Genomic DNA, 23450 nt, shown 5'->3' with positions numbered 1-23450 from the left:
AAAATCAAAAAATAGTGCCAGCCCCCGGTTCATCATAAGATCAACCGGGGACTGGCAACTATCTTTCACTAACATAAACTCACTATCTCATCATAGCGGTCTTTCTTTTTGCGTCATGTTGTCACCAATACAGCCTTACTGTAATCGTTCCACAATATCCTCAAGACTTCTACCAGCATCCTTCTCTTTCGCCTTATCCTTCACTTCTACCATCGGATTCACCAATAAGTAGTTTTTCTGGATATACGTCATGTCTTCCATATCGACTTTCCCGTCAAAGTTGAAGTCTGCCTGACGTTCAGCAGAACCCCAGTGCGTTTCAAGGTAGACAGCATCTCGGATATCGACTATTTGGTCGTGGTTGGCGTCTCCTGCAATGGCTGGGAAGAATTTGATGGTCTGTTCTTCTCCATACCTATTCTCACGGCCGATCTGGAATTCTTTCACGACTTTCAGATGGCCCGGTGCTTCAAAGGTAAGGGTCATCTGTTCTTGGGTGGAAGGCAATTCGATCTTGAACTTCCCGTCCTCGATGACTTGTCCTTCATATTCCTTACCCTCTTTGTCGGTGGCTTTGATGGTTGCTCCCAGTGCCTTGTAGTCAATATCTGTTGTGAGGAGCTTTCCATAGCCATCCCGGAGGAAGACCGCTTCACCGTTTAGGTCACCCGTCAATTCAGAGACACTTGACCAGGCTTGGACAGAAGGAGAAATCCCTTCAAGATTGACGATGGTGTCATCGGCTTTCGTCAACTTGATGGCACTTGCCGTCAATGGAAGATCCTTACGATAAAATCCTTCTTCTTTAAACGTCGCTTGTATGTCCAGTAAGGAGCTGTTTGCCGAAGCCGCAATCGCTTCGCCTGTTACAGATGTTAATGTAACGGTCATCCCTTTGGATGTTACTTCTGTTTCAACAGCAACCTTGTCTTTGAATTCCTCTGAGACTTGCACTTTATCGACGTTGATGATTGTTTGATCGAAAGCATACGAGTAGGTGATTTGCTTCCAGGCATCATGATGATGAGCGGAAACGGAGTAGTTCATACTCTCTCCCGTCATCACCTCTTTCTCAGCCGGGACAGTCGCGAGGTATGGCGTCCCCTTCTTCACAAAGAAGTATTCATGCTGCTGGGCACTCACACCTGCCCGGTCTCTTCCTTTCACGATATAGGAAGTGACTTTCTTGTAGCTTGGGAGATAGCCGTTAATCTGGAAGTTCCCTTCATCATCCACCGCAACGGGTTGATCGTAGTAACTGCCACTAGATCGGTAAAATACACCATTTTTTCCTTGATTCACATTGATTCCCAATTCATTGGCCAGGCCGATTTGTTCATCGTGGATAGAGCCCTTGATGGCGAATGATGTCGCATCCGGCTCCAATTCAATGATTCGTTCTTCAAGGTCTGTCTTTACACTCGGCATTTCGTTATCGAGGACGAATGGCTTTTCGATGATCGTTTCTTTCCCATCGTCTGCTGTAAACACAAATTTCGCTTTATAAGCACCTTGTTCCGCTTCGACGGTTTCATAAGCAATCGGGTGATCCGCGTCATCCGTTAACGGATAATAGCTCCCGTCAAAAAATCCGTAAACATAACCCGGAGTATTTTCAGGGATGAATCGCCCATCCATACTGCCAAGGAACCCGATATCCTGATTCGTTTCAGCATCCATCAGGAAGATGTCCACACTCTTCATATGAGAGTTCAAGGAGAAGCTTCCGTTCAATGCAGGCGTTCTGGCGTACCCATTCTCCCTGACCGTCGAGAGGACATCCGTCGTTTGAACATAGTCGACCCCTTCTTTCACTTTCCTTACGGCGAATGGAATCTGATACACTTCTTCTTCATTCTTACGATTGGTAAACGTTACGTACCCTTCGTAAATGCCGGTTACTGCCGTTTCAGGGATCAGAAGTTCCGCAGAGAACCCCTCTTTTCCATTGGCCTTTACTGAGACCGTTTCAGGAGTCACAATCTTCACACCCTGGGCCTCCCCATCTACGGACCCCCTTGCATTTACATTGAAAGTGACATCAACGGCAAATTCTTTCTCCGTGTCCGATGTATTCTGAATGGTGATGTCGCGGGAGTCCTCGATATCCATTCCATTGACAAACTTGGTCCCGAAGCTTAAAGCTCCCGTTAACTCATCGATTTCCTTTTCGTTGTTGTTCTTTATTTGTGGCGTTGTATCTTCTACCTGGATAAGGGTCGTCGCCTTGGATGCTTCCAGTGCATCCAGCTTACCGGCACCTAAATCAAATACACTATAGTTGGCAATGAGATCATCGGCTGTATTCATCAGCATGCCCTTGATGTCATCCGGATCGCTCTTCGGCTTCGCTTCAAGGAGAAGGGCGGCGATTCCAGCCACATGAGGCGTGGCCATAGACGTACCCGAAAACTTGGCGTAAGACTGTGTGTAATCCTCCACGTGGTGATAGTACTTCGGCACTGTGGATAAGATGCCGGCCCCTGGTGCGACTACTTCCGGCTTGATATCATACGTCAGTCTTGCCGGTCCGCTCGAGCTGAAGAATGAAACGTAGTCATCCCTTGCGACTTCTCTTTCTTTCACCTCATTGAATGTAAAGGTGACTTCCTCTGTTTGAAGGGCCTGAACGATTTCATTGGCTTTCCTTCCTTCCAGGGTAAAGGCCGGAAGCATATGAGGATCATCCGGGTAGGCATCCGTGATGAATCCTGGAGAGTTCTTGGAGTATCCGAAGGCAACAGCCGCACCTTTTTCCTTCGCCACCGTATAGGCTTCACTTAACCGGCTGTATCCACCGGTTTTGATTAAGACGATCTTGCCCGCCACATCTTTCCCTTCGTACTCGGCTTCCGTCCCTTGACCGACATCCACGATTTCAAGCGTCTTTCCTTTCAAATCACGCGGGTTGACTCCAAGCTCGGAAGTTGAATAGCGCACTTCGATTTCCCCTTGCAGCTGGTCGGATTGAAGAGCCCCCATAAAGTTGGCATAGCTCACCTTTGTATCCGTCGAGCCTACGGTAATGCCAAGAGCTGACGTTGCCGGTGATCCCACAGAGTACAGCCCGGGTCCTTCATTCCCTGCAGCGAGGATCGATGTGACCCCTGATAAAACTGCGTTGTTAATGGACTGCGATAAAGGGGATCTCGGATCATTCAGGATATTCCCAAGGGAAAGATTGATCACATCCATCTTCTCTTTCACCGATTGATCGATGGCCTGCATGATGTCTTCTGTCGAACCGAAGCCGTATGGTCCCAGTACCCGGTACGCGTATAAATCGACATCCGGTGCGACTCCTTTGACAGAAAGCGGAGATTTGCCATCTCCTTGACCTGCGAGTATCCCTGCTACATGGGTACCATGTGAGGTGTAATACAAGGTTGGATTGTATAAAGGCATTCCTGATTCCTTCCACTCCTCATAGGTCGCTTCCATCGGATCATGATCTTCATCCACGAAATCATAACCGCCTTTATAGGCACCCTTTAGATCCGGGTGATTATAATCGATTCCTGAATCCAACACCGCCACCTTGACACCCTTGCCTGTCAATCCTTTTTCATGCAGCTTGTCCACATTCGTCATTTCATGGGGGTGTTTACCAAGATAGATACTGCTTTGCTCCGTTTCATTGACAACCGGCTCGATCAGCTCAACCTTCCCGTTCTCCCACACATTTTTGACATGTTTCGATTCTACCAGCTTACTCACCTGAGAGGCAGGAAGCGACAAGGTCACCCCATTATAGGACTCCTTGAACGAGCTTGTGATCTTCCCTTTGATCTTCAGTTTCTCAAGATCTTCTTTGAAACTCTTATGCTCCTTCTCTACTTTGGACTTTGCTTCTTCCATAGAAAGCGTGTTCCCGTTCATCTTTTCCAGTAACACTTCTGTCACAGGAGCATGTCCTTTCAATTCGACGATGACGGAAATCTCTTCCTCACTCGAGAGGTCCAAGCCGGCAGGAAGCTGAATGCCCCCTTCTGAAGACGCACTCGCGATCTCTTTCACGACACGCCTTTGTTCCGGTGTCAATGCACTCAACACCTCATCCGACGTGACAACGGATCCTGCCTGCGCCACATCCGTCCCCTGGGAAAGCAAAGGAAGCCCACTCACAGCTAAAGATCCAACCAAGGCAGAAGCCGTCAATCCCTTTAATAGATTCTTAGAATCGATCTTCTTCAACTACTATTCCTCCATTCTGATTTCAACTGTCTTTACACTTAAAATTTTAGAGGGAAACAATGGAAGAAACTATGGGGGTTTTCAATTAGGTATTTAGTAGCGAATGAAAACAATACATTCTTTCCATCAGCTTGACTGAGGATCAAACATAATCAGAATGAATCATTTTTTTGTCATCCTATTGGGGGATTTCTGATTATTCCTTTCTATTTGAAGTCAATTTCTTGGAACGTCCCTATCAGGAATCATAGGGACGGTGCGGGATCCCCCTTCCAAATGATTCGCATTTATAACAAGGCAATCGGCACCGGCTCCCCCCATGCTGCTTAGAACCATTCTTACGAGTCGCCTGCCGTTGAAAATGTATCGATAAATAATGTACGACAAATGTAGATGTATCATATAACGTAGATTGGGGATATCTCCACACAGATAGGGGAATAAAAGACAGAGGACTCACTCAATTTCCACACGAAAATCGATAGTTGTGTTCATGAAAGATGGTATGTAAAGGGATGAACTTAGTGGGTGGTGAAATTTACTTCAGATCTACCTCAATCATCACCTGGTGAAAACAGAATTCCCATGCTGGAAGTTGAATAGATGAAGAATCGGTTTGGCGAAAATAAGCTCTTTCCCTTTTTAAAACTTGTTAACAATCGGATATAAGGGAGTCTACAACCTCCTTCAAACATGATAGTGTGCATTTTCACCCGATTTGCCCCTAACTGGCAATATCATGTACATTAATAGTTATGACGACCAACACTGGGCAGGTGGCAATACATATGAGGCATAAATATGAGTTTATCGAACTTCAAGAAAATTTACCTTTTAAAATGTTTATTAATACTGTGGATGATATTCCATTTCATTGGCATAAAGAAATCGAACTTCTTTTTGTTGTTCATGGATCCATTGAATTAATGGTGGAAAGTCAGAATTATGTACTGAATGAAAAAGATTTTATTGTAATTAATAGTATGAACGTACATAAAATCAATAAAACCGATTCGGAAAATGTATTATTGACGCTACAAATCGACCTGGAGATGGTGAATCATTCTGTTCCTGAATTAGAAAAAATAATATTCTACTGTCACTCACAAGATACACAGCAACAAGAAGCATATGATGTTATTCGGCGGTATCTTGCCCAAATGGCTTGGGAACTGAATAAACGGGTAAAAGGATACCAAGCCAATCTCATTGGAATTCTTTATTTATTGATTGGACATCTATTTCGTTCGTTTCCTCATGAATGGAAAGATGCCGATACGATCATGTCCAATCATCAAGATATGGAACGGTTGAGCCGGATTATCCAACATATTGATGAAAACTATATGCGGAAGCTGACTTTAACTGAAATGGCTGAACGAGAGCATCTCAACTTTTACTATTTTTCGCATTTTTTCAAGGATAGAATCGGCATGCCTTTTAAGAAGTATCTAACCTTAGTCAGGTTGGATAAAGCAGCGAACCAGTTATTAGAAACGGGTAAGAGCATCCTGGATATCTCATTAGATTGCGGTTTTGCAAATATTAAAGCGTTTAATAAGAGCTTTAAAGAGAAGTTTAATATGACTCCAACTGCGTTCCGACAGCAGCATACGGAGCATCAACCCCTTCTTCCCCCATTGATCCCATTGGTCATAGAGGAAACACCTACTGGGATTTACTCAGATGTTTCTAAAGTAAATAACCTAGAAAGTTTATTTGACTATTTACCCGATAAAGAGACGCTAGCAGTGAATCAACTCACTACGATTGACCGAATTAGCGTGGAAATTGATGGAGCCCTGCCAGGACAACCATATGACCAATATTGGAACGTATTAACCACAGCGGGAAGAGCGGCAGAAGCCCTTCGCTCGGATTGGCAGGAACAATTCCTTAAGTTAAAAGAAGAATTAGATTTTCAATCCATTCGTTTTCATGGAATTTTCAATGATGAGATGATGGTGTATCATGAATCTCCTGAAGGAAAAGCCATTTATAATTGGAATTATGTAGATAAATTATATGACTTCCTAATCAAGACGAAGACACAGCCGTTTGTTGAATTAGGGTTTATGCCCTCTAGTTTAAGGCGATCGGATGAGACAATCTTTTGGTGGAAAGGCAATATTGCCCCTCCCCATGACATGGGAAAATGGATTGACTTGGTGAAGAATTTCATCCGTCATTGTATTCAACGTTACGGAATCGAGGAAGTGCGAAAGTGGAATTTTGAAGTCTGGAATGAGCCGGATCTAGAAGGAATCTGCTGGGCAGGGACCCGGGAAGAGTATTTCGAATTCTATGAAGCGACGGCCCGGTCAATTAAGTCCGTTTCATCTGAATTGAAGGTGGGTGGACCTGCCCTCAATTATGGCACAGTCCTGCAGAAAACGTGGCTTACAGACTTCCTTGCCTTCTGTGAAGGAAACGAAGTACCGATCGATTTTATTTCATTCCATATGTATTCTGAATATATCAATACAGCCGAAACCACATCTGCTCGGTTAACCGAAATCAAGCAAGCGACTTTTTATCAAGAAATCATCGGCAGTGTACAGCAAACGTTAGCTGCTGCCAATCGTAACGATTTAAGCCTGCATGTGACGGAGTGGAATTTTTCCCTTTTTTCACGGAATCTCATTCATGATACGATGTTCATGGGCCCGTTTATCATTAAACATGTTCTTGATTCAATCGGGAAGGTCCGATCATTGGGATTTTGGACATTTACCGACATTTTCGAAGAATTCCTTGCTGGTACATCGATTTTTCATGGAGGGTTTGGGTTGATGAATATGCAGGGATTAAAGAAACCTTCCTATTATGCCTACTATTTGTTAAATAAATTAGGGGGGCAACTTGTAACGAAAGGTGAGAACTATATCGTAACGAAACAAAACGACGACATCCAAATACTCGCCTTTAACTATAGTCATGTAGACCAGCTCTTTATGGAAGGTGATTGGTCTGGTATGACAGAAAAAAATCGTTACAGTGTATTTGAACTAAAAGAACAAATAAGTCTTGAATTGACGTTACAAAACGTATCGGGAAATTACAAATATACGCACTATCAGTTAGATCGGAATCATGGTTCTGTCTTCGATGAATGGTTGGCCATGGGTGCGCCTGAATCCCCTTCTCCAGAGGAAATTGATTATTTAGCAAAACGAAGCGGGCCAACGATTCAAACAGAACAACTTGTAGTCGATTCACCCTTTCAAGTGACATTCGACATCCCCTCTTTTGGTGTTCAGTTAGTTACCCTTAACAAAATCATCTATTAAATACAAGGCATTCTTGCTACTAAGCAGGGGTGTTTTTTGTTTTCTTCCTCTTTTCTCTCATTCAACTGATGGATCATGTTTGCCATGACGACAATAAATGCCGTAGAACTCAACAAAAATGACAATGTAACCGTTAACACTTTTGATTAAACTGTGACTGTAAGCGAATCAACATAGATAACAATTACGTAATAAGAGTATAGATTCTAAATCAGGGGTTGAAGAAATGATGGAAATAGATAAAATCCTTTCAACGTTAACATTAGAAGAAAAGGTATCCTTACTATTCGGTAAAGGGATGTGGGAGATTGGTGGCGTAAGAGACACTCCAGAAGTGCTGATGGTCGATGGACCTCATGGCGTCCGAAAACCAATCGATATCAACACGACTGGAATTTTTGAAGGCAATCATGCAGCAACAGCCTTTCCTATCTTAAGTGCTCTCGCTGCCACATGGAATGTCGACATAGCCCGCCAAGTAGGAAACACATTAGCGAACGAATGTCATCATTATGATGTTCATGTACTCTTAGCACCCGGGGTAAATATCAAACGCACTCCATTAGGAGGCAGAAATTTCGAGTATCTTTCCGAAGATCCCATTCTAACTGGTGAAATAGCCAGTGCCTATATCAACGGCTTACAAGAGAAAGGGATTGGAACTTCACTGAAACACTATGCAGCGAACAATTCCGAATTCGAACGGATGACCATTAGTTCTGAAGTAGATGAACGAACATTGCGTGAAATTTACTTAACTGCGTTTGAAACGGTTGTTAAAAAGTCCGATCCTTGGCTTGTCATGACATCTTATAACAAAGTCAACGGCTATCGCTCGGAAGAAAATCCCCTATTGATGAACCAGATTTTGCGCAAAGAATGGAATTATGACGGTGTCACAATTTCTGACTGGGGAGCTGTGAGCAATCGTCTGAAAGCACTGAAAGCTACACTGGATATTGAAATGCCGGGACCATCTCTTTCTAAACAGAAACAATTAGTCAAACAGATTGAAGCTGGCGAAGTCGATGAGGCGATTGTCGATGCCAGTGTGAGACGAATCCTAGAATTAATGGTGAAGGCGATGGAAGGAAAAAAACACGCGAAAGACGCTTATGACTTCGATCATCATCATTTAGTCGCAAAGCAAGTAGCGGTCGAAGGAACCGTCTTATTGAAAAATGATCGCAACGTTTTACCGATTAATAAAGAGAAAACGAAATCGGTGTTAGTGATTGGCAGACATGCCATGCATCCTCGGATTAGCGGTAAAGGCGGCAGTGCCATGGTTACCCCATATCGCTTGGATATTCCATTGGAAAGCATGAAGGAGATTGCCGGAGAAGAAGTGATCATTCATTATGCCGAGGGGTATGATGACTTTGACTCAGACAAAAACGAAATGTATCAACAACAAGCGATCGAGTTGGCGAAGCAAGTCGATGCCGTCATTATCTTTGCGGGCGTTCCGGAAAAAATGGAGGAAGCCGAGGGATTTGATAAAGTCGTGACCGAATTGCCAGAGGATCAAACCGGCCTGATCGTATCTGTTGCAGAAGTCCAACCGAATACGGCCGTTGTTTTATCCAATGGTTCACCCCTAACAATGAAAGGCTGGATCGATCGAGTACCTGCCATAGTAGAAGGATGGTTCTCTGGACAAGCAGGTGGAAGTGCGATTGCTGATATCTTATTTGGCCTGGCGAATCCTTCAGGAAAGTTGTCGGAAACATTCCCTGAACATATCGGGCACAACCCATCACATTTATCGTACCCAGGTGAAAATGGCAAGGTTCATTATCATGAAGGTGTATTCGTTGGCTACCGTTACTATGATAAAAAGCATATTAAGCCACTCTTTCCATTTGGGCATGGTTTATCCTATACAGAATTTACGTATGAATCGATCGAAGTCAATAAAGACGCAATACATGACGATGAAACGGTGGAAGTATCTGTAACAGTTCGTAATAACGGAGCAATGGCTGGTATGGAAGTGGTTCAACTTTATGTACATGACTACGAATCCAGTGTGATTCGACCAGTAAAAGAACTAAAAGCATTCCAAAAAGTTCATTTACAACCTGGTGAAGCAAAGACGCTTACTTTCACATTAGCGAAACGGGATTTTGCTTTCTATGATGTGGCTTCTCAAGGGTGGTGTGTCGAAACGGGATTGTTCGATCTTTTAGTTGGGAGTTCCTCAGCAGACATTCATTTATCGACGGCGATCCATGTTACATCCACAGAAGAGAGAAAACCTGTATTTACGAAGAATAGCTTAACAAAAGAATGGTTACAAGATAATAATGGCAAGAAAATCATTATGGACTTCTTTACACAGCTTAGTGATGAATTAAATATGGAAGATGAATATACCTTATCTTTCCTTAAAGAATGCCCTATACCAGCAGTTATTTCTCTATTTGGACAAAAGTGGATGGAGACGAATGATGCTGATGAGGTATTGAAACAATTGATTGACAAAGTGAATCAAGCAAATGGCTCTTCAAAGGGGGGACTGTAAATGAATAAGTTAATTAACTGGATGAATGAAAAGTTTGCACCGAAATTAAACAAGTTCACAGAGAATGTATGGGTTGCCTCCATTTCAGAAGCCATCATGATCATTTTGCCAATGATTCTGGTCGGTTCATTATTGACCTTATTCTCGATTTTAAATGATTTTATTTCCTGGCTGCCTGATCTATCACCCATCACGACATTCAGTTTCGGATTATTCGGTATGTTTATTTCTTTCCTGACGCCCTACTATATTATGGAAAAGAAAGGCTATGATACTTCGAAAATCATTGCTGGTGCAACGGGTTTATCCCTCTTTTTAATGCTCTTATCACCAACCATCTCGGACGATGGGAACATTAGCTTTATCTTAGAGAGACTTGGACCGTCGGGAATGATGAACGCGCTCATCGTCGGGATGTTTGTCGGGTTCGTGATGAGTATCTTTAAACGCTTTTCATTCTTTAAAAAAGGCAGTGAACTTCCTGAATTCATCATCGAATGGGTGGATTCATTAATACCGATTACATTGATATTATTCGTTGGCTGGGTAGTTAATTATCAACTGCAGATGGATATGTTCGATGTGATATTAGGAATCCTTCAACCACTTACGTTGATTAGTCAAAGCTTTGCAGGATTTGTCATTACCAATTTTATCCTTGTATTCCTATATTCATTCGGGATGAGTCCTTGGGTCTTAATGCCCATTCTAATGCCAATATGGCTGCAAGCGATTAATGAAAATGCTTCACTTGTTGAACAAGGTTTAGACCCAGAGAATATAAACACATTTGAAACATTCTTCTCCGGCTGGCTTGGAGTCGGCGGCTTAGGCGCCACACTGCCATTGGTGATTTTGCTGCTATTTGCGAAATCCTCCCGCCTGAAAGCCATTGGGAAGACGACGCTCGTTCCATCCTTGTTTAATATTAACGAACCTATCGTTTATGGGGCCGTTGCCTTTAATCCAATCCTAATGATACCTTTCTGGTTAAATGCATTACTTTCACCAATCATTGTGTATCTGACTCTTAACAGTGGACTTGTTCCAATTCCAAGCATGCTCTTCCAACTTTGGTATACACCGCTTGGCATTTCAACGTATATTATTTCAGGAATAACTGGATTGATGTTACTTGCAGTCGTGTTAGCCACCATGTTCCTCATTTGGTTCCCATTCTTTAAAGTATACGACAAACAAGAATGGAATAAGGAACAAGGGAAATAAGAATGCTACCGTTCCACTAGATCAGGGAAGGTCCGTTCCTCCCCCTACCCAATAGGGAAGCAAAAAACCACGGGGCTGTCCCCGTGGTTTTTTGCTTCCCTATTCTTTTAGCTGCTTTATATAGTCAGGGTCAGTCCCCCGGCACAATTACGCATTAGTTTGCCGGGGAACTGACCCCTAATCCCCTCTATATCAAGCTCAGCAACTTGTTTACATTTATTCATTCGTGTCATCAATGTGCTCAGATTTCGAAACCCCAGGTTCATAATCCATAAAACTAGCAATGTCGTCAAATATTGCTATTGTGTCTTTGTCTTTATCTGCAATATGTAAATTATACTTTTCTACATTATTCGTGATTTCATTTATTTCTTGTGTACTTATATCCGATCCTACTTTTTGTTTAATTATAACCTGGTAATTCATTTTATTATTGATCGGGTCTTCTGACTTAACTAATGTAGAAAATGGTGTTTCATAAATTCCATGCACCTTCTCAGGGTATTCTAATGAAAAATACATTTCTTGCTTCCCTTTAGTCAAACTTGCATAAATATCTAGATCCATTACATAATCAACTAGGTATTTCACTTCATTTTTTGAAGAATCATAACTTATCTCAAAATTCGTAATGACAAACTTGGGTGGCAACAGTTTTTTTTCTAACGTATACCTGTTATCCAGATGAGCTTGTGCTAAACTCTCTCCTGTTTGTTCTTCTTTTTGACTAACTGCTGTATTTTGTTGTGCGGCCGTTGTTTCTTCTTTGTTTTCAGAAGATGAGGTTTTTTCTATAGTTGAACATCCTAGTAACGTAAACATGACTATAAGAATTCCCACAAACAGTTTAGTTTTTTTAAGCATTTGTGTATTTCCCCCGTTAATGTAAAGATATGTATGTATTTCATTTACCTCTCTGATAACCTTCATCTAATCACGTACTTTATAAAGAAAACCCAATGAAAGACCTTCTTCATCGAGTTTTCTAATGTATTTTCTTATTGCGCGATTTTAGAACTCCATGTTGCATACGTATAGTTTGCTGTGGTTGTTTGTGCATTCGTCAAGTTACATGGTGGAGCGATGTAGTAACGCGTCCCTGTAGACTTTACCCACTTACTTCCAGCTGTTAATTTCCAACTTCCTTTTGGAATTGACCAAGTTTTAGTGATTGTTTTTGTATTGTTATATCCATATCCAACGTTAGCAGAAATTTCAGCACCTGCCACTAAAGCATCAAAAGATGCCTTTCCACCGATTGATACTGTCGCCTGATGGGAAATCGCAACTGAATGACTGACTGTATCATTACTGGAACTGCCATTATATGCATAATGTGTGAAATCTGTTTTACTAGAAGTCGTTTTACTTCTATAAGAAGTAGTATATGATCCTACTTCCGGACAAGCGTTGGGTTGATCAGAAATTTTCAGATCCGGGTTTTTTTGTGCACTTACCGAGCTTAATGAGAAACTTGAAAGTGATAATGCAAGACCTAGTGATAATAATATTTTCGATGATTTCAACATGAACATCCTTTCACCCGTATTGTTTTCGCTCAAATGATAATAAAAGTCCTACTTTACTTCATATATGAAATAAAACTGCGTAAATTTAATCAATGATAAACTCACCTAGAGGTATTTAGGCCTAAATAGTCTCTGAAGTGATTATAATCCATTAGTTTCTTTAATTGTATAAATATTCCTGAAAGAATAAACATTCTTTCAGGAATATTTATTGTAATACTTAAGTATTTCATATAAGATTTAGAAAATTATTAGTTTATATTTTTTTAGTACATTTGCTTTCACATCACATTTATTTATCTTGGAGGGCATCCATGAATAAGAATCTAATGTATCTATCTATTTGTTTTTTAGGTGTTTGTATCCTTTTAGGTTCCTGGCTAATTTCAAATTCATTACAGAAAGACTCTGTTGCAAAAGATGAACCCAGATATGAATTGGTTCCAGTAAACGAACAAAATATCATTCTTTACGATAAACAAACTGGTGAGTATTGGAGAAAATTCATCGAGCCGAACGAGGGACCTACTAATTGGGAAAAACAACCTTCGCCTATTACCTCAGAATAAGATTAGAACCTGAACATCACTTTGTGTGATGTTCTTTTTTATGCTCCTACACATAGAATAGTTATTTTTACATGTATATTTGTAATTCAGGAAGGAAGATCGTATGACTTTCTTGGAATTTTATTAACAAAGGAAAGGAGGAAGTTCATCGAAGTATCCTTAGATGATCATGGCACTGAACCAACAATTTGGTTTATACTGGGAACTACGTCATGAGGTGCAGTAACCATCATTACTTTATCTTACTGCAATCTAGAAAGGGGTGTCTGCATTGAAATACATCGTCGGCATGTATGTGGTAATGTCTTTGATGGTATGTGTGAATTTGATCAATGGGTATCTATTAAACGGAGAGTACTGGGCGATTACGGGCTGGATCCTCATCGCCTTATTTTTCTTTGGTACTTTATTCTTCATTAATGCTAGATCTATATTTTCGAAGAAAAAGATTGAAAGGTAAAAGAAGCACGAGAACCGTCTCCGTGCTTCTTTTCTCTTAAAACGACACATTAGACGAAGACGCCTGATCCGACTTCACACAATCGATCGCAATCACAAGTGCAAGGATAATGGTCTCCATTTCTTGCTCTAGAACCTGGACCCTATAACTGTCTCCCCAACTGAACCACTCCTTGCCCACTTCACCTACAACTCTCCCATTGTGTAACACCTGAAAGTCCATGTCCATCCAGTTCCCCTCTACTTCAATCCCTGCCGCATCTATGGAATACTTGGCCTTCAGAAAGGATAATTCCTTCTTGATCGTCACGACCTCTTCACCATTCACCTCAACAAAGAAGGTTGGCAGAAAGCTCAACACCTTCTTTGTGATCAGGGCTACTTCATTCCTGTCTTGATCCATAATGGAGAACGTTTTCGGGACCTTCATAAAGCTTCCCTCGACATAATAGGCGTCCTTCTCCTCCTGGTCCTTTACTGTGAATTCCTCGCTGAGGCTGAATACTTTTTGTTTGATGTATAGCTGTTTCATAATAGTTCCTCCATTTTACGTCTTTCCTTTATATACGATTGAGAGGGAGATACGTTCCAGTTATTCCTCAACATTTTAACTCCTGCACAAGTGAGGCTTGGTGACGGCTCTCCTGCTTCCTCCACATGTAAAAGAAGCACGAGAACCGTCCCCGTGCTTCTAGCTCTTCATCTTTGCCTATCCAATCCTTTACCAACTTAAGAAATATCTTTCCGGGAAGTTTGGTTTGAATCCTCCTTCGGCTTCGACTTGACCCAACCCACGATTCCGATGCCGATCAGTACCGTCCAGAAGATCCCTTTCCAAACGGATCCCTTGGCAAACTCATATGAGATGATTCCCAATGACGGATGGGCTAATGCGTAAACCGCAAGCTTCACACCGACCCAGCCGACGACAACGAAGGCAGCGGACTCGAGTCCTGGACGTTTCTCCAGCAGGCTGACAAACGCAGATGCGGCAAATCGCATGATGACGAGGCCGATGATTCCCCCGAGTAGGATGACGATGAAATGCCCGCCGTCAAGTCCCCCGATGGCCGGAAGGTTGGTCTCGGGAAGCGTCACCGCCAGGGCCACCGCTGCCAGGATGGCATCCACCGCGAATGCGATATCCGCCAATTCCACTTTGACCACGGTCCACCAGAAACCGGATCCCGTTGTTTCTTCCTTATCCTTCACTTTTTCAATCTGTTTCTTGATCACATGCTTCTTGAGTAAATGGTAGATCGCGATCCCAAGCAGATACACGGCCCCGATGGCTTGCACCTGCCAGATGTCAACAAGATACGAGATCAGGAACAAAGAACCGAACCGGAACACAAACGCTCCCGCCAAGCCGTAGAACAATGCTTTCTTCCGCTTATCCTCCGGCAGGTGCCGGACCATGGTGGCAATGACCAGCGCATTATCCGCAGCCAGGATTCCCTCCAACGCGATTAATATCATTAAGACCCATCCATACTCCAATAACAAAGACCATTCCAATGTTCATCCCTCTTTCCCATTTTTTACATTAAGGCCCATTGTAGCGCGACTCAACGACTTGCTGCAGCATCCCCCTGACACCACTCCTTTTCCAATAGAAAAAGACCTCTACCGATTGGTAAAGGTCTTTCATCTGCATCTATACAGAGGGGGTCCTTTACCTTGTAGGCAAAGGTCTCGCAAGCAACATCGCAGTTGCCAAGCAGGCCGGAGACGGGAATCCCATCACGAAATGACGACATACTTGAAAGCTACTCCCCTTTGGAGTCTTATTCATTTTTTTCACCAAAATAGTGATCTTGAGATAAATATAGCAACTGGACAAGTAGTTGGTCAAGTGGGTAATTTGTTTATTTTTTCCTTTGTAGACATGTGGAGGAATTTCTGCTCCTTATTTCAGTGACCGTATATCTCCTTCTCCCTCTATTCATTTTATTATGTAGTTTTCTTTTCATCCATGTTAAGAAAAACGGGACTGACCTCCTATGGAAAATTGGTGAAATCTGCTGAATCTTCCCCATTTGTTGAAATATTCAATCAATAAACATCCTTTTGTCCCAGGCATGATTACCCTCCTATTCTATCCTCTGTTTACATTCATTTACAGCAACTTAAAACGGGCCCCCTATACTATGAACTGTTCGATTGAATAGATTCATGAAGGGAGACATCCGCATGACAAATGATAGATCGATGGAAAATTGGATTCAAAAGCTTAATGAAGAGACCTTACATAAAGGGGTCGACCGCCGCAGCTTCCTTCAAGGTGCGGGGAAAGTCGCCGGCATTTCGTTAGGAGTCGCGATTGCTCAATCGATGGGTGGTTTCTCTGTCTCTGCAGAAGAAGCCGGGTTGGAGGATTATCCGTTTTTACTTGGGGTAGCCTCTGGTGACCCGCTGCCGGATAGTGTCGTGTTATGGACACGTTTAGCCACGGACCCGCTCAATGGCGGCGGGATGCCTGACCGCAAGATTCCTGTGAAGTGGGAAATCGCGAAAGATGAACATTTCAGACAGATTGTTCAGCGCGGTACGGAAATGGCCAGTCCGTCCCTCGCTCACTCCGTTCATGCAGAAGTTGGGAACCTGGAAGCCGGTACGGTGTACTATTACCGGTTCAAAGTCGGGAAGGATTATAGTCCGATCGGAAAAACGAAAACCCTTCCTGCCCTGAATGCAGACGTCGCCAGCCTCACGTTTGCCTTTGCTTCCTGCCAGCAATATGAGCACGGTTATTACACGGCGTATAAGCATATGGCGAAAGAAGACCTTGATCTCGTGTTCCATCTTGGAGACTACATTTATGAATACGGTCCCGATGAGTATGTAGCCAGTACCGGGAATGTCCGCCACCATAAAGGTCCTGAAATCCGTTCGTTGGAGGATTATCGGAACCGTCATGCTCAATACCGGACAGATACAGACCTGCAAGCTGCCCATGCTGCTTTTCCCTGGGTTGTCACATGGGACGACCATGAAGTGGAGAACAACTATGCTGACATGATCCCGGAAAAAGGCCAGTCCGTGGAAGAGTTCGTGCAACGGCGTGTGGCTGCTTATCAAGCCTACTATGAACATATGCCATTAAGACGTTCTTCGATGCCTCATGGAGTGGACATGCAGCTTTACCGTCAGTTCTCTTACGGAAACCTGGCGAATTTCATGGTGCTCGATTCCCGTCAGTATCGTTCGGATCAGGCGAATGGAGATAAAAGCTCTCCTCAGACGGCAGAATCCCTGGATCCTTCACGCACCTTGCTGGGCGGCGAGCAGGAACGATGGGTCCTTGATCATCTTGGTACATCGGCTGCTTCCTGGAATGTACTTGCCCAGCAAATCTTCTTTGCCAAACGAAATTATGGTCCAAGCCCCGATCAACCTCGTTACAGCATGGACGGCTGGGATGGCTACACACCTGCGAGGGAGCGCATCACAGAATTTGCCCGTATGGAAAACATGAATAACTTGATCGTCCTGACAGGTGATGTACACGCGAACTGGGCTTCGAATATCCTGGCAGACTTTGATGATCCGTCTTCCCCCATGCTTGGAGCTGAATTCGTCGGTACGTCAATCACATCAGGTGGAGACGGGGCGGACAAGCGCGCGGACACGGACCGAATTCTTGCCCAGAACGACCATATTAAATTCTTCAACGATTATCGAGGGTACGTCCGCTGTCATGTCACGCCGACCGAGTGGAGAGCCGATTACCGTGTCGTTCCATTCGTCTCGAGTCCAGGGGCAGATATTTCTACCAGAGCGTCATTTGTTTACGGTAAAGATTCAGAAGGACTGAAGGAAGTTTCAACGTCAACCGTTCCTCAAGGAAAACCAATGTCTTCCGAGGTGGAAGAGGATCGTCATGAAGCGCACAACCGGGCCCATAAAAAGCAGGCCCAAAAAGGCAAACACATGCAAATGAACTAGCACCAAGGAGGCTGAGGCCATGAAAGATCGCAACCAGCAGCTGATCGGACATTTGGAAGAGCTCAGGAGCCGGGCCATTAAAACCGTTCTCGCTTTCATTGGTTTCCTGATCGTGGGGATGGCCTTTATGAAACCGATCTACGGGTGGCTGATCAGGGATTTAGACATGAAGCTTGCGATTCTCGGACCGAGTGAAATTCTTTGGGTGTACTTGATGATTGCCGCTGTCTTCTCACTGGCAGCGACGATTCCTGTCGCTGCCTACCAAATCTGGCGGTTTGTCTCACCGGGCCTGAGCCCGACAGAGCGAAAAGTCACCTTACGCTTCATACCCGCCCTGTTCTTTTTGTTTATTTCAGGGATTGGGTTCGGTTACTTTTTACTTTTTCCCATCGTCCTGAATTTTTTGACCACCCTGTCAGCCGGCCAATTTGAAACGATGTTCACGGCGGAAAAATACTTCCGATTTATGCTGCACCTTACTCTACCTTTTGGCTTGTTATTTGAAATGCCTTTAGTGATCGTCTTTCTGACGGTACTTGGCATTTTGGATCCAGCCAAATTGAAGAAATCAAGAAGGATCGCTTATTTTTTGCTGATTGTCATTTCCGTGTTGATTACGCCGCCGGATTTCCTGTCGGACGTACTCGTCATCCTGCCGCTTCTCCTTTTATATGAAATCAGCATTACATGTTCGACGATTGCGTATAAGAAACGCACTTCCCAATCGACGGAGTCACATGCAGGTCAAGAAAATTTAGTTCTAAGGAGTGAAAAGACGTGAATAAACACGATATGAACAGAAGAGACTTTCTGAAGGCAAGCGGGATCAGTACAGCTGCCCTTGCCCTCGGCAGCACTGGATTGATGTCTTTCGGTGGAAACAAAGCATTTGCCGGCACATCCCAAAACAGGAAAACGACCGGCGGCTATGGTCCCCTTGTCAAGGACCCCGGCGGCGTGATGGACCTGCCCCGCGGTTTCCAATACCGGATCATTTCTGAGGAAGGCAAATCATTATCGGATGGCAGACCCGTCCCTGCCAAGTTTGATGGAATGGCCGCCTATAATGGTCCCCATAACTCCACCATCCTCGTGAGGAACCATGAATTGAGCGGAAACAGTCAATACCCCGTGATCGGGAAAAACCCGTACCGCCGTGAAGAATCCGGCGGGACAACTTCCTTGGTCGTCGGTCCTGACCGCCAAGTCATGAAGGAATATGTCTCTTCTTCCGGTACGATCCGTAACTGCGCAGGAGGAGCGACTCCGTGGGGCACATGGCTCACATGTGAAGAAACGCTGGAAGAGGGTCATGGCTATGTGTTCGAAGTGGATCCACACAACCCAGAAAACAATCTTTCGAAAACCCCTATCCACGACATGGGTGCCTTTTCCCATGAAGCCACGGCCATTGACCCGGCAACAGGGATCGTCTATTTAACCGAAGACGCCGGTCCCAGTTACCTGTATCGCTACCTTCCGAACGACCGCAGTCAAAAGGTCGGGGCCCTGCAAAAAGGCGGCAAGCTTCAGGCGGCAGCCATTGAAGAAATGAGCAAGGATGAAACCAGCCAATTCCATACCGGTCAGAAATTCGGGGTTGTATGGAAGGATGTCGATCCAGAGAAACCGACCCTTGATGCAGGCAGACAAGGATGCATTGCCTTCAGCCGTCTCGAGGGGGCTTATTTTGAAGGAGGCGTGTTCTGGTTTGACGATACATCCGCCGGGGATAAAGAGCTCGGACGTGTGTACCGCTATATCCCGGCCACCAACACACTGGAGCTCTTCTATGAATCTACTGCGCAGAATGATCTGGAAATGCCTGATAATATTTGCATCACTCCATGGGGAGACCTGTGGATCGCGGAAGACGGGGACGGTGTCGATCGTATCATCGGAATGACACCAGAAGGCGAAACATACGTGTTCGCAGAGAACAAAGTGAACAATTCCGAGCTTGCAGGACCAACGTTCTCGACTGACGGCCGAACCTTCTTCATCAATATTCAATCACCCGGGATGACCTTCGCGATCTGGGGACCATTCGCCAGAAAAAATGCATCCCGCAGAAGGCTCATGGGCCATGCTGCACCGCCGGCTGCCTATGCACCGAGAATCTCAGACACACTATCGGCCTTTGCCGAAGTCCAGGGAATGTCAGACTTAGAAGCAGCTGCATTCGCACGACACGGCATGCCCATTCTATAAACCCAACAGGAGGCGGAAATTATGCTAACCAATATCGGAATCCCAGGATTAATCCTTGTCCTAGTCATCGCGTTGATCATCTTTGGACCTTCCAAACTCCCGGAAATCGGACGCGCTTTCGGAAGCACATTAAAGGAATTTAAAAGTGCTACCAGTGATCTTATGAATGGAAATGATCAAGAGAAGAGTAGCTCTGCAGACGAAGGTCAACGACTGAAAGCCGTGGAGAAGGACAAGCAACAGACAGGCAGCTGATATTCATCACATAAAAACGTCCAGAGTTTTCTGGACGTTTTTTGATTAGGGAAGCATGGGGACGTTTCTAATACTTTCTCTAATTGCAAAAATGCACGAGGGCAGTCCCCGTGCATTCTTATTTTAAAATACGGAATAACAAACTATCATCACAATAATTAGCAAGCAACTTATAAAAAATTCTATAATAAAATTCAGGAAAGATCTATGTTCTGATTTTCTATAAATATAAAACAGTAATAAAAACGTACTGACACCCAAAAAACCAAATATTCCTATATTAAGATTTATTAGGTCATCCATCAATGGATTAGTTATCCAGCCTAAAAACAAGAAAATTATAAAGAAATATAGGAATACTCTTTCTAATCTAAACATAAAAGGTCCCCTTATATTACATTTTTATATGTAGTTTATTTAGTGGAAATTTTTGAGGAGAAAACACTCGTAATAAATACTTTCTTTCCCATCCGAGTTTTTTTCCTCTCTCAATAAATGTACTAGTCCGGATAGTCCAGATAATTATACATAGATTGTGTAATATTGAATATAGTTCAAAATTTGGAAAAATAAATGTTCGCCTTCCACTTATTAGAAATGGTAGAGAAATATTCATAAGATTTTATTCCTTTCTCTATATTTACTTCGAGCCCTCTACTCTTACCATGAATTTTTAATCCCCCTAAGTCTTCCAGGAATCATAGGGACGATTCTGATGCTTCCTCTTAAAGTAAAAAAATAAGTGCGAGAACCAGAACCGTCCCCGTGCTTATACCATCTATGTTACTTATTGTTTCTTTCAGACTTATTTATCTAAGCTTCTTATACTCATCGTATAAATTAATAATTGTTTTACAGGTTCGCTATTTAATCCACTAGTCACAATAGCTCATGGGTATATTGGGATATAGCTTTTTTCCTCCAATCATTAGCTCGGTATCTCGATAAAAACTTTTAAGTTGACTTATAGTCCTACCCTTAACCTAACTTGTGTGCTTTAATTTCACACTCTAGCTCAAATTCATTTTTTCAGCTTCCTTTATAAAGTTTACATTTTTATTAAGCTGTCTAGGCTCGTTATTTACCGTTGTTCTACACCTAAAATTTCTGTTTAAAGCTTCTAACAAACGCGAGAAATTATTTTAAGCAAAACACTAGGATATGTACAAGGGGTACCACCCTTTTGTCTTAGAAGAAAATACCTATACCTAAATACACCCCCAAGAATTATAATATTCTAGAATTATAAAGAGAAACCTAGGGGGAAAAGGAATGAAGCAGTTAGTTTCAGTGTTTTTGGCTCTTGTCATTGGCTTTGGTATCTTACCTGTCATGACTTATGCCATTGAGCCGAATGAACCAGAATTTGAAACGTTTTTAAAGGATATTGGCTGGAATAAGCAAGATTATATCAATTATATGGAAAGTAAAGAATGGTATTTAGAAGATGTTGAGTCCATTGATGATCTTGGTACCCCTCTTTCGGAAGAAACGGTTGGGCTTGTGTTAGTAGAATTTGACCTAAGCCGTGAAGAGTTAAATGAACTTCTTGTTGAGTTTGGTGACATAGAAGAAGGACAAGATGTATTAGAAGGAACGTGGATCATTTTTTCTGAAGATCTTCATGAATACGTCGACTTCTACTTAAACGGTTGGGAAGGTACTCCAATTGATAATGAAAATCTTCAGAAGCTTTTGACTGATTATGGTTTTGATTCAAAAGATGCACTGGAGAAGCTATTAAATGAAAGCGATGATTCGATCAAAAACTATGAATATATTGAAGATCTTGAGTTTGCCGTTGACTTCTATGTGAACGGGGATGACACTTCAGACGAACTATTTGATCTGTTCGCAGAGATTGGACTGACGGATGAGGAATTTGAGAAACTGTTTACTCATCTTGAAACACTTGATTTCGAAAATCCTGCTTTAATCGATCAGATGATTGAGTTAAGTGAACGAATGATGGCATTTGAGAATTTTGAAACGGCGGAAGAACTGTCAGCTGAACAAACCGCAGAGCTTTTTGATATATTGAATGACATGCTTGATCTATTGGAATTGAAGACGGATTATTACCTTGTAAAAGACGGTGATAAACAACCCGTATCCATTGATTCTTTAATGACAATGGACACCACAAACGGGTATGATCTGTTGATTGAATTATACAACCATCAAGGAGCGTTTCTCGCCGATATCTTATTGACCGCTGACATGTTTGACTCCGGACTTATCCAGGAAACGGGGAAAGACATGATGCAGGCAGAGGAAATCGTGACAGAAAATCCAAAAGCATTAGAAAGCAAGACAGCAAAACCTCTGGCGAAAACCGTCAAAGGCGGAGAGCTTCCAACGACAGCATCCAACTATGCCGGTAAAGCATTCGCAGGGATTGCCTTCATTATAGCCGGTGTATTCTTATTCCGCCGCATCGGAGTTAAAGGAATCAACCAATGAGAAAGCACAACATGAGAAGAAGCAATCGCTTGCTTCTTCTTTCCCTATCTACCTTGTTGATTGTATTCGGTCTGTGGTTTGGAGGGACGAATGCCTATGCTTATCTGAAAGGGTATTGGCTCTCTCAAACGGGTCAAGTAGACGCCGCGGACTATAAAGCAAAGCCGGATGTGAAGGAACAGCATAAAGAACAAAAACCCCTTTACCCTAAACGTCCCGAAAAAGGTGAAAATATAGGTGAACTCATTATTCCAAAGTTGGAAGCAAAGCTGCCAATCTATCATGGAACAGATGAAGATGAACTGGAAAAAGGAGTGGGCCATTTCGCAGGAAGTGTCCTGCCTGGCGAAAACGACAATTCCATTCTGTCAGGGCATCGGGATACAGTCTTTCGTAAGCTTGGTGAAGTTGGTGTAGGCGATCTGCTTATCGTACAAACAACTGCGGGGGAATTTACGTATAAAGTAAAGAAAGTACGTATTGTGGACAAGGACGATCCAACCGTCATCGTACCGAAACCCAATGCAACATTGACCGTTTCCACATGTTATCCTTTTCACTTTATCGGGGCGTCGCCTGAGCGTTATATCCTTGTGGCAGATTTAATTGCTACTAAGTAATGTGCAAGGGTATGTGCACAAGGAAGGTTCTACTGCTTCCATAGCATTCAAAAATGAAGGACGAGAACCGTACCTGTTTAACCCTATTGTCAAAATTCAATGTTTAGCCCTTAGATTTCTGTCTGATTTGCAACTTGAATTTTATGAGGTGTTCG

General features: G+C 43.1%; 17 protein-coding genes. 11 read left to right on the top strand and 6 right to left on the bottom strand.

Annotated elements, in window-relative coordinates; genetic code table 11:
• Nucleotides 1-135: 135 nt before the first annotated feature.
• Nucleotides 136-4194 carry a S8 family serine peptidase gene (locus ACCB35_RS03835; RefSeq protein ID WP_374055810.1) on the bottom strand — a complete coding sequence of 1353 codons (4059 nt, stop codon included), beginning with the start codon at nt 4192-4194 and terminating at the stop codon, nt 136-138.
• Nucleotides 4195-4982: 788 nt separating this feature from the next.
• On the opposite strand from ACCB35_RS03835, the gene ACCB35_RS03830 reads away from it, so the two are divergent.
• The 3 genes from ACCB35_RS03830 to ACCB35_RS03820 all read left to right on the top strand — a co-directional run bounded on the left by ACCB35_RS03830 (nt 4983) and on the right by ACCB35_RS03820 (nt 11238).
• Nucleotides 4983-7484, top strand: coding sequence for a helix-turn-helix domain-containing protein (locus ACCB35_RS03830; protein ID WP_374055809.1), 2502 nt, complete (start codon nt 4983-4985; stop codon nt 7482-7484).
• 226 nt (nt 7485-7710) lie between these two features.
• Nucleotides 7711-10011 (top strand): beta-glucosidase, encoded by a 2301-nt coding sequence (locus ACCB35_RS03825; RefSeq protein ID WP_374055808.1) that lies wholly within the window; start codon nt 7711-7713, stop codon nt 10009-10011.
• On the top strand, nt 10012-11238 hold the full coding sequence (locus ACCB35_RS03820; RefSeq protein WP_374055807.1) for a PTS sugar transporter subunit IIC: 1227 nt from the start codon (nt 10012-10014) through the stop codon (nt 11236-11238). It abuts the gene before it with no gap.
• 216 nt (nt 11239-11454) lie between these two features.
• Here the strand turns inward: ACCB35_RS03820 and ACCB35_RS03815 are convergent, their stop codons facing one another.
• Both ACCB35_RS03815 and ACCB35_RS03810 read right to left on the bottom strand, forming a co-directional pair.
• On the bottom strand, nt 11455-12102 hold the full coding sequence (locus ACCB35_RS03815; RefSeq protein ID WP_374055806.1) for a hypothetical protein: 648 nt from the start codon (nt 12100-12102) through the stop codon (nt 11455-11457).
• Nucleotides 12103-12236: 134 nt separating this feature from the next.
• Entirely contained in the window at nt 12237-12767 is a 531-nt protein-coding gene (locus ACCB35_RS03810) for a hypothetical protein (protein WP_374055805.1), read from the bottom strand.
• A 314-nt stretch (nt 12768-13081) separates the two neighbouring features.
• Here ACCB35_RS03810 and ACCB35_RS03805 point away from each other — a divergent pair, with 314 nt between their 5' ends.
• Nucleotides 13082-13336, top strand: a complete 255-nt coding sequence (locus ACCB35_RS03805) for a hypothetical protein (protein WP_374055804.1) — start codon at nt 13082-13084, stop codon at nt 13334-13336.
• A 271-nt stretch (nt 13337-13607) separates the two neighbouring features.
• Entirely contained in the window at nt 13608-13796 is a 189-nt protein-coding gene (locus tag ACCB35_RS03800) for a hypothetical protein (protein WP_374055803.1), read from the top strand.
• Between the two features lie 36 nt (nt 13797-13832).
• Here ACCB35_RS03800 and ACCB35_RS03795 read toward each other — a convergent pair whose 3' ends face one another.
• The 3 genes from ACCB35_RS03795 to ACCB35_RS03785 form a co-directional block, all read right to left on the bottom strand.
• On the bottom strand, nt 13833-14327 hold the full coding sequence (locus ACCB35_RS03795; protein WP_374055802.1) for an LURP-one-related/scramblase family protein: 495 nt from the start codon (nt 14325-14327) through the stop codon (nt 13833-13835).
• Between the two features lie 197 nt (nt 14328-14524).
• Entirely contained in the window at nt 14525-15313 is a 789-nt protein-coding gene (locus tag ACCB35_RS03790) for a TerC family protein (RefSeq protein ID WP_374055801.1), read from the bottom strand.
• Nucleotides 15314-15363: 50 nt separating this feature from the next.
• The gene (locus tag ACCB35_RS03785; RefSeq protein ID WP_374055800.1) at nt 15364-15555 is read right to left on the bottom strand and encodes a hypothetical protein; all 192 of its coding nucleotides are present in this window, start codon (nt 15553-15555) and stop codon (nt 15364-15366) included.
• A 433-nt stretch (nt 15556-15988) separates the two neighbouring features.
• On the opposite strand from ACCB35_RS03785, the gene ACCB35_RS03780 reads away from it, so the two are divergent.
• From ACCB35_RS03780 to ACCB35_RS03755, 6 genes are all read left to right on the top strand, one after another.
• Entirely contained in the window at nt 15989-17743 is a 1755-nt protein-coding gene (locus ACCB35_RS03780; protein ID WP_374055799.1) for an alkaline phosphatase, read from the top strand.
• Nucleotides 17744-17762: 19 nt separating this feature from the next.
• Nucleotides 17763-18527: a twin-arginine translocase subunit TatC gene (gene tatC, locus ACCB35_RS03775; protein WP_374055798.1), complete on the top strand. Its 765-nt coding sequence runs from the start codon at nt 17763-17765 to the stop codon at nt 18525-18527.
• The gene (locus ACCB35_RS03770; protein ID WP_374055797.1) at nt 18524-19957 is read left to right on the top strand and encodes an alkaline phosphatase PhoX; all 1434 of its coding nucleotides are present in this window, start codon (nt 18524-18526) and stop codon (nt 19955-19957) included. Before tatC ends, ACCB35_RS03770 begins: the two co-directional genes overlap by 4 nt.
• A 21-nt stretch (nt 19958-19978) precedes the next feature.
• A complete protein-coding gene (locus tag ACCB35_RS03765; RefSeq protein ID WP_044338674.1) occupies nt 19979-20212 on the top strand; it encodes a twin-arginine translocase TatA/TatE family subunit in 234 nt (77 codons plus the stop codon).
• Nucleotides 20213-21484: 1272 nt separating this feature from the next.
• Nucleotides 21485-22675 (top strand): processed acidic surface protein, encoded by a 1191-nt coding sequence (locus ACCB35_RS03760; protein WP_374055796.1) that lies wholly within the window; start codon nt 21485-21487, stop codon nt 22673-22675.
• Nucleotides 22672-23295: a class D sortase gene (locus ACCB35_RS03755; protein ID WP_374055795.1), complete on the top strand. Its 624-nt coding sequence runs from the start codon at nt 22672-22674 to the stop codon at nt 23293-23295. The genes ACCB35_RS03760 and ACCB35_RS03755 overlap by 4 nt, the downstream gene beginning before the upstream one ends.
• The last annotated feature ends 155 nt before the right edge of the window (nt 23296-23450 follow it).

Source organism: Rossellomorea sp. FM04394 (assembly GCF_041889765.1).
GTDB lineage: Bacteria > Bacillota > Bacilli > Bacillales > Bacillaceae_B > Rossellomorea > Rossellomorea aquimaris_B.
The sequence above is the reverse complement of the archived record's forward strand: the minus strand, read 5'-3'. Positions and strand labels throughout refer to the sequence as shown.

Excerpts from the sequence above, each read along its gene's own strand:
- ACCB35_RS03755 (WP_374055795.1), top strand. The coding sequence starts at position 22,672 with ATGAGAAAGCACAACATGAGAAGAAGCAATCGCTTGCTTCTTCTTTCC.
- ACCB35_RS03825 (WP_374055808.1), top strand. The coding sequence starts at position 7,711 with ATGATGGAAATAGATAAAATCCTTTCAACGTTAACATTAGAAGAAAAG.
- ACCB35_RS03820 (WP_374055807.1), top strand. The coding sequence starts at position 10,012 with ATGAATAAGTTAATTAACTGGATGAATGAAAAGTTTGCACCGAAATTA.
- ACCB35_RS03795 (WP_374055802.1), bottom strand. The coding sequence starts at position 14,327 with ATGAAACAGCTATACATCAAACAAAAAGTATTCAGCCTCAGCGAGGAA.
- ACCB35_RS03830 (WP_374055809.1), top strand. The coding sequence starts at position 4,983 with ATGAGGCATAAATATGAGTTTATCGAACTTCAAGAAAATTTACCTTTT.
- ACCB35_RS03815 (WP_374055806.1), bottom strand. The coding sequence starts at position 12,102 with ATGCTTAAAAAAACTAAACTGTTTGTGGGAATTCTTATAGTCATGTTT.
- ACCB35_RS03780 (WP_374055799.1), top strand. The coding sequence starts at position 15,989 with ATGACAAATGATAGATCGATGGAAAATTGGATTCAAAAGCTTAATGAA.
- ACCB35_RS03810 (WP_374055805.1), bottom strand. The coding sequence starts at position 12,767 with ATGTTGAAATCATCGAAAATATTATTATCACTAGGTCTTGCATTATCA.
- ACCB35_RS03765 (WP_044338674.1), top strand. The coding sequence starts at position 19,979 with ATGCTAACCAATATCGGAATCCCAGGATTAATCCTTGTCCTAGTCATC.
- ACCB35_RS03785 (WP_374055800.1), bottom strand. The coding sequence starts at position 15,555 with ATGTCGTCATTTCGTGATGGGATTCCCGTCTCCGGCCTGCTTGGCAAC.
- ACCB35_RS03760 (WP_374055796.1), top strand. The coding sequence starts at position 21,485 with ATGAAGCAGTTAGTTTCAGTGTTTTTGGCTCTTGTCATTGGCTTTGGT.
- ACCB35_RS03805 (WP_374055804.1), top strand. The coding sequence starts at position 13,082 with ATGAATAAGAATCTAATGTATCTATCTATTTGTTTTTTAGGTGTTTGT.
- tatC (WP_374055798.1), top strand. The coding sequence starts at position 17,763 with ATGAAAGATCGCAACCAGCAGCTGATCGGACATTTGGAAGAGCTCAGG.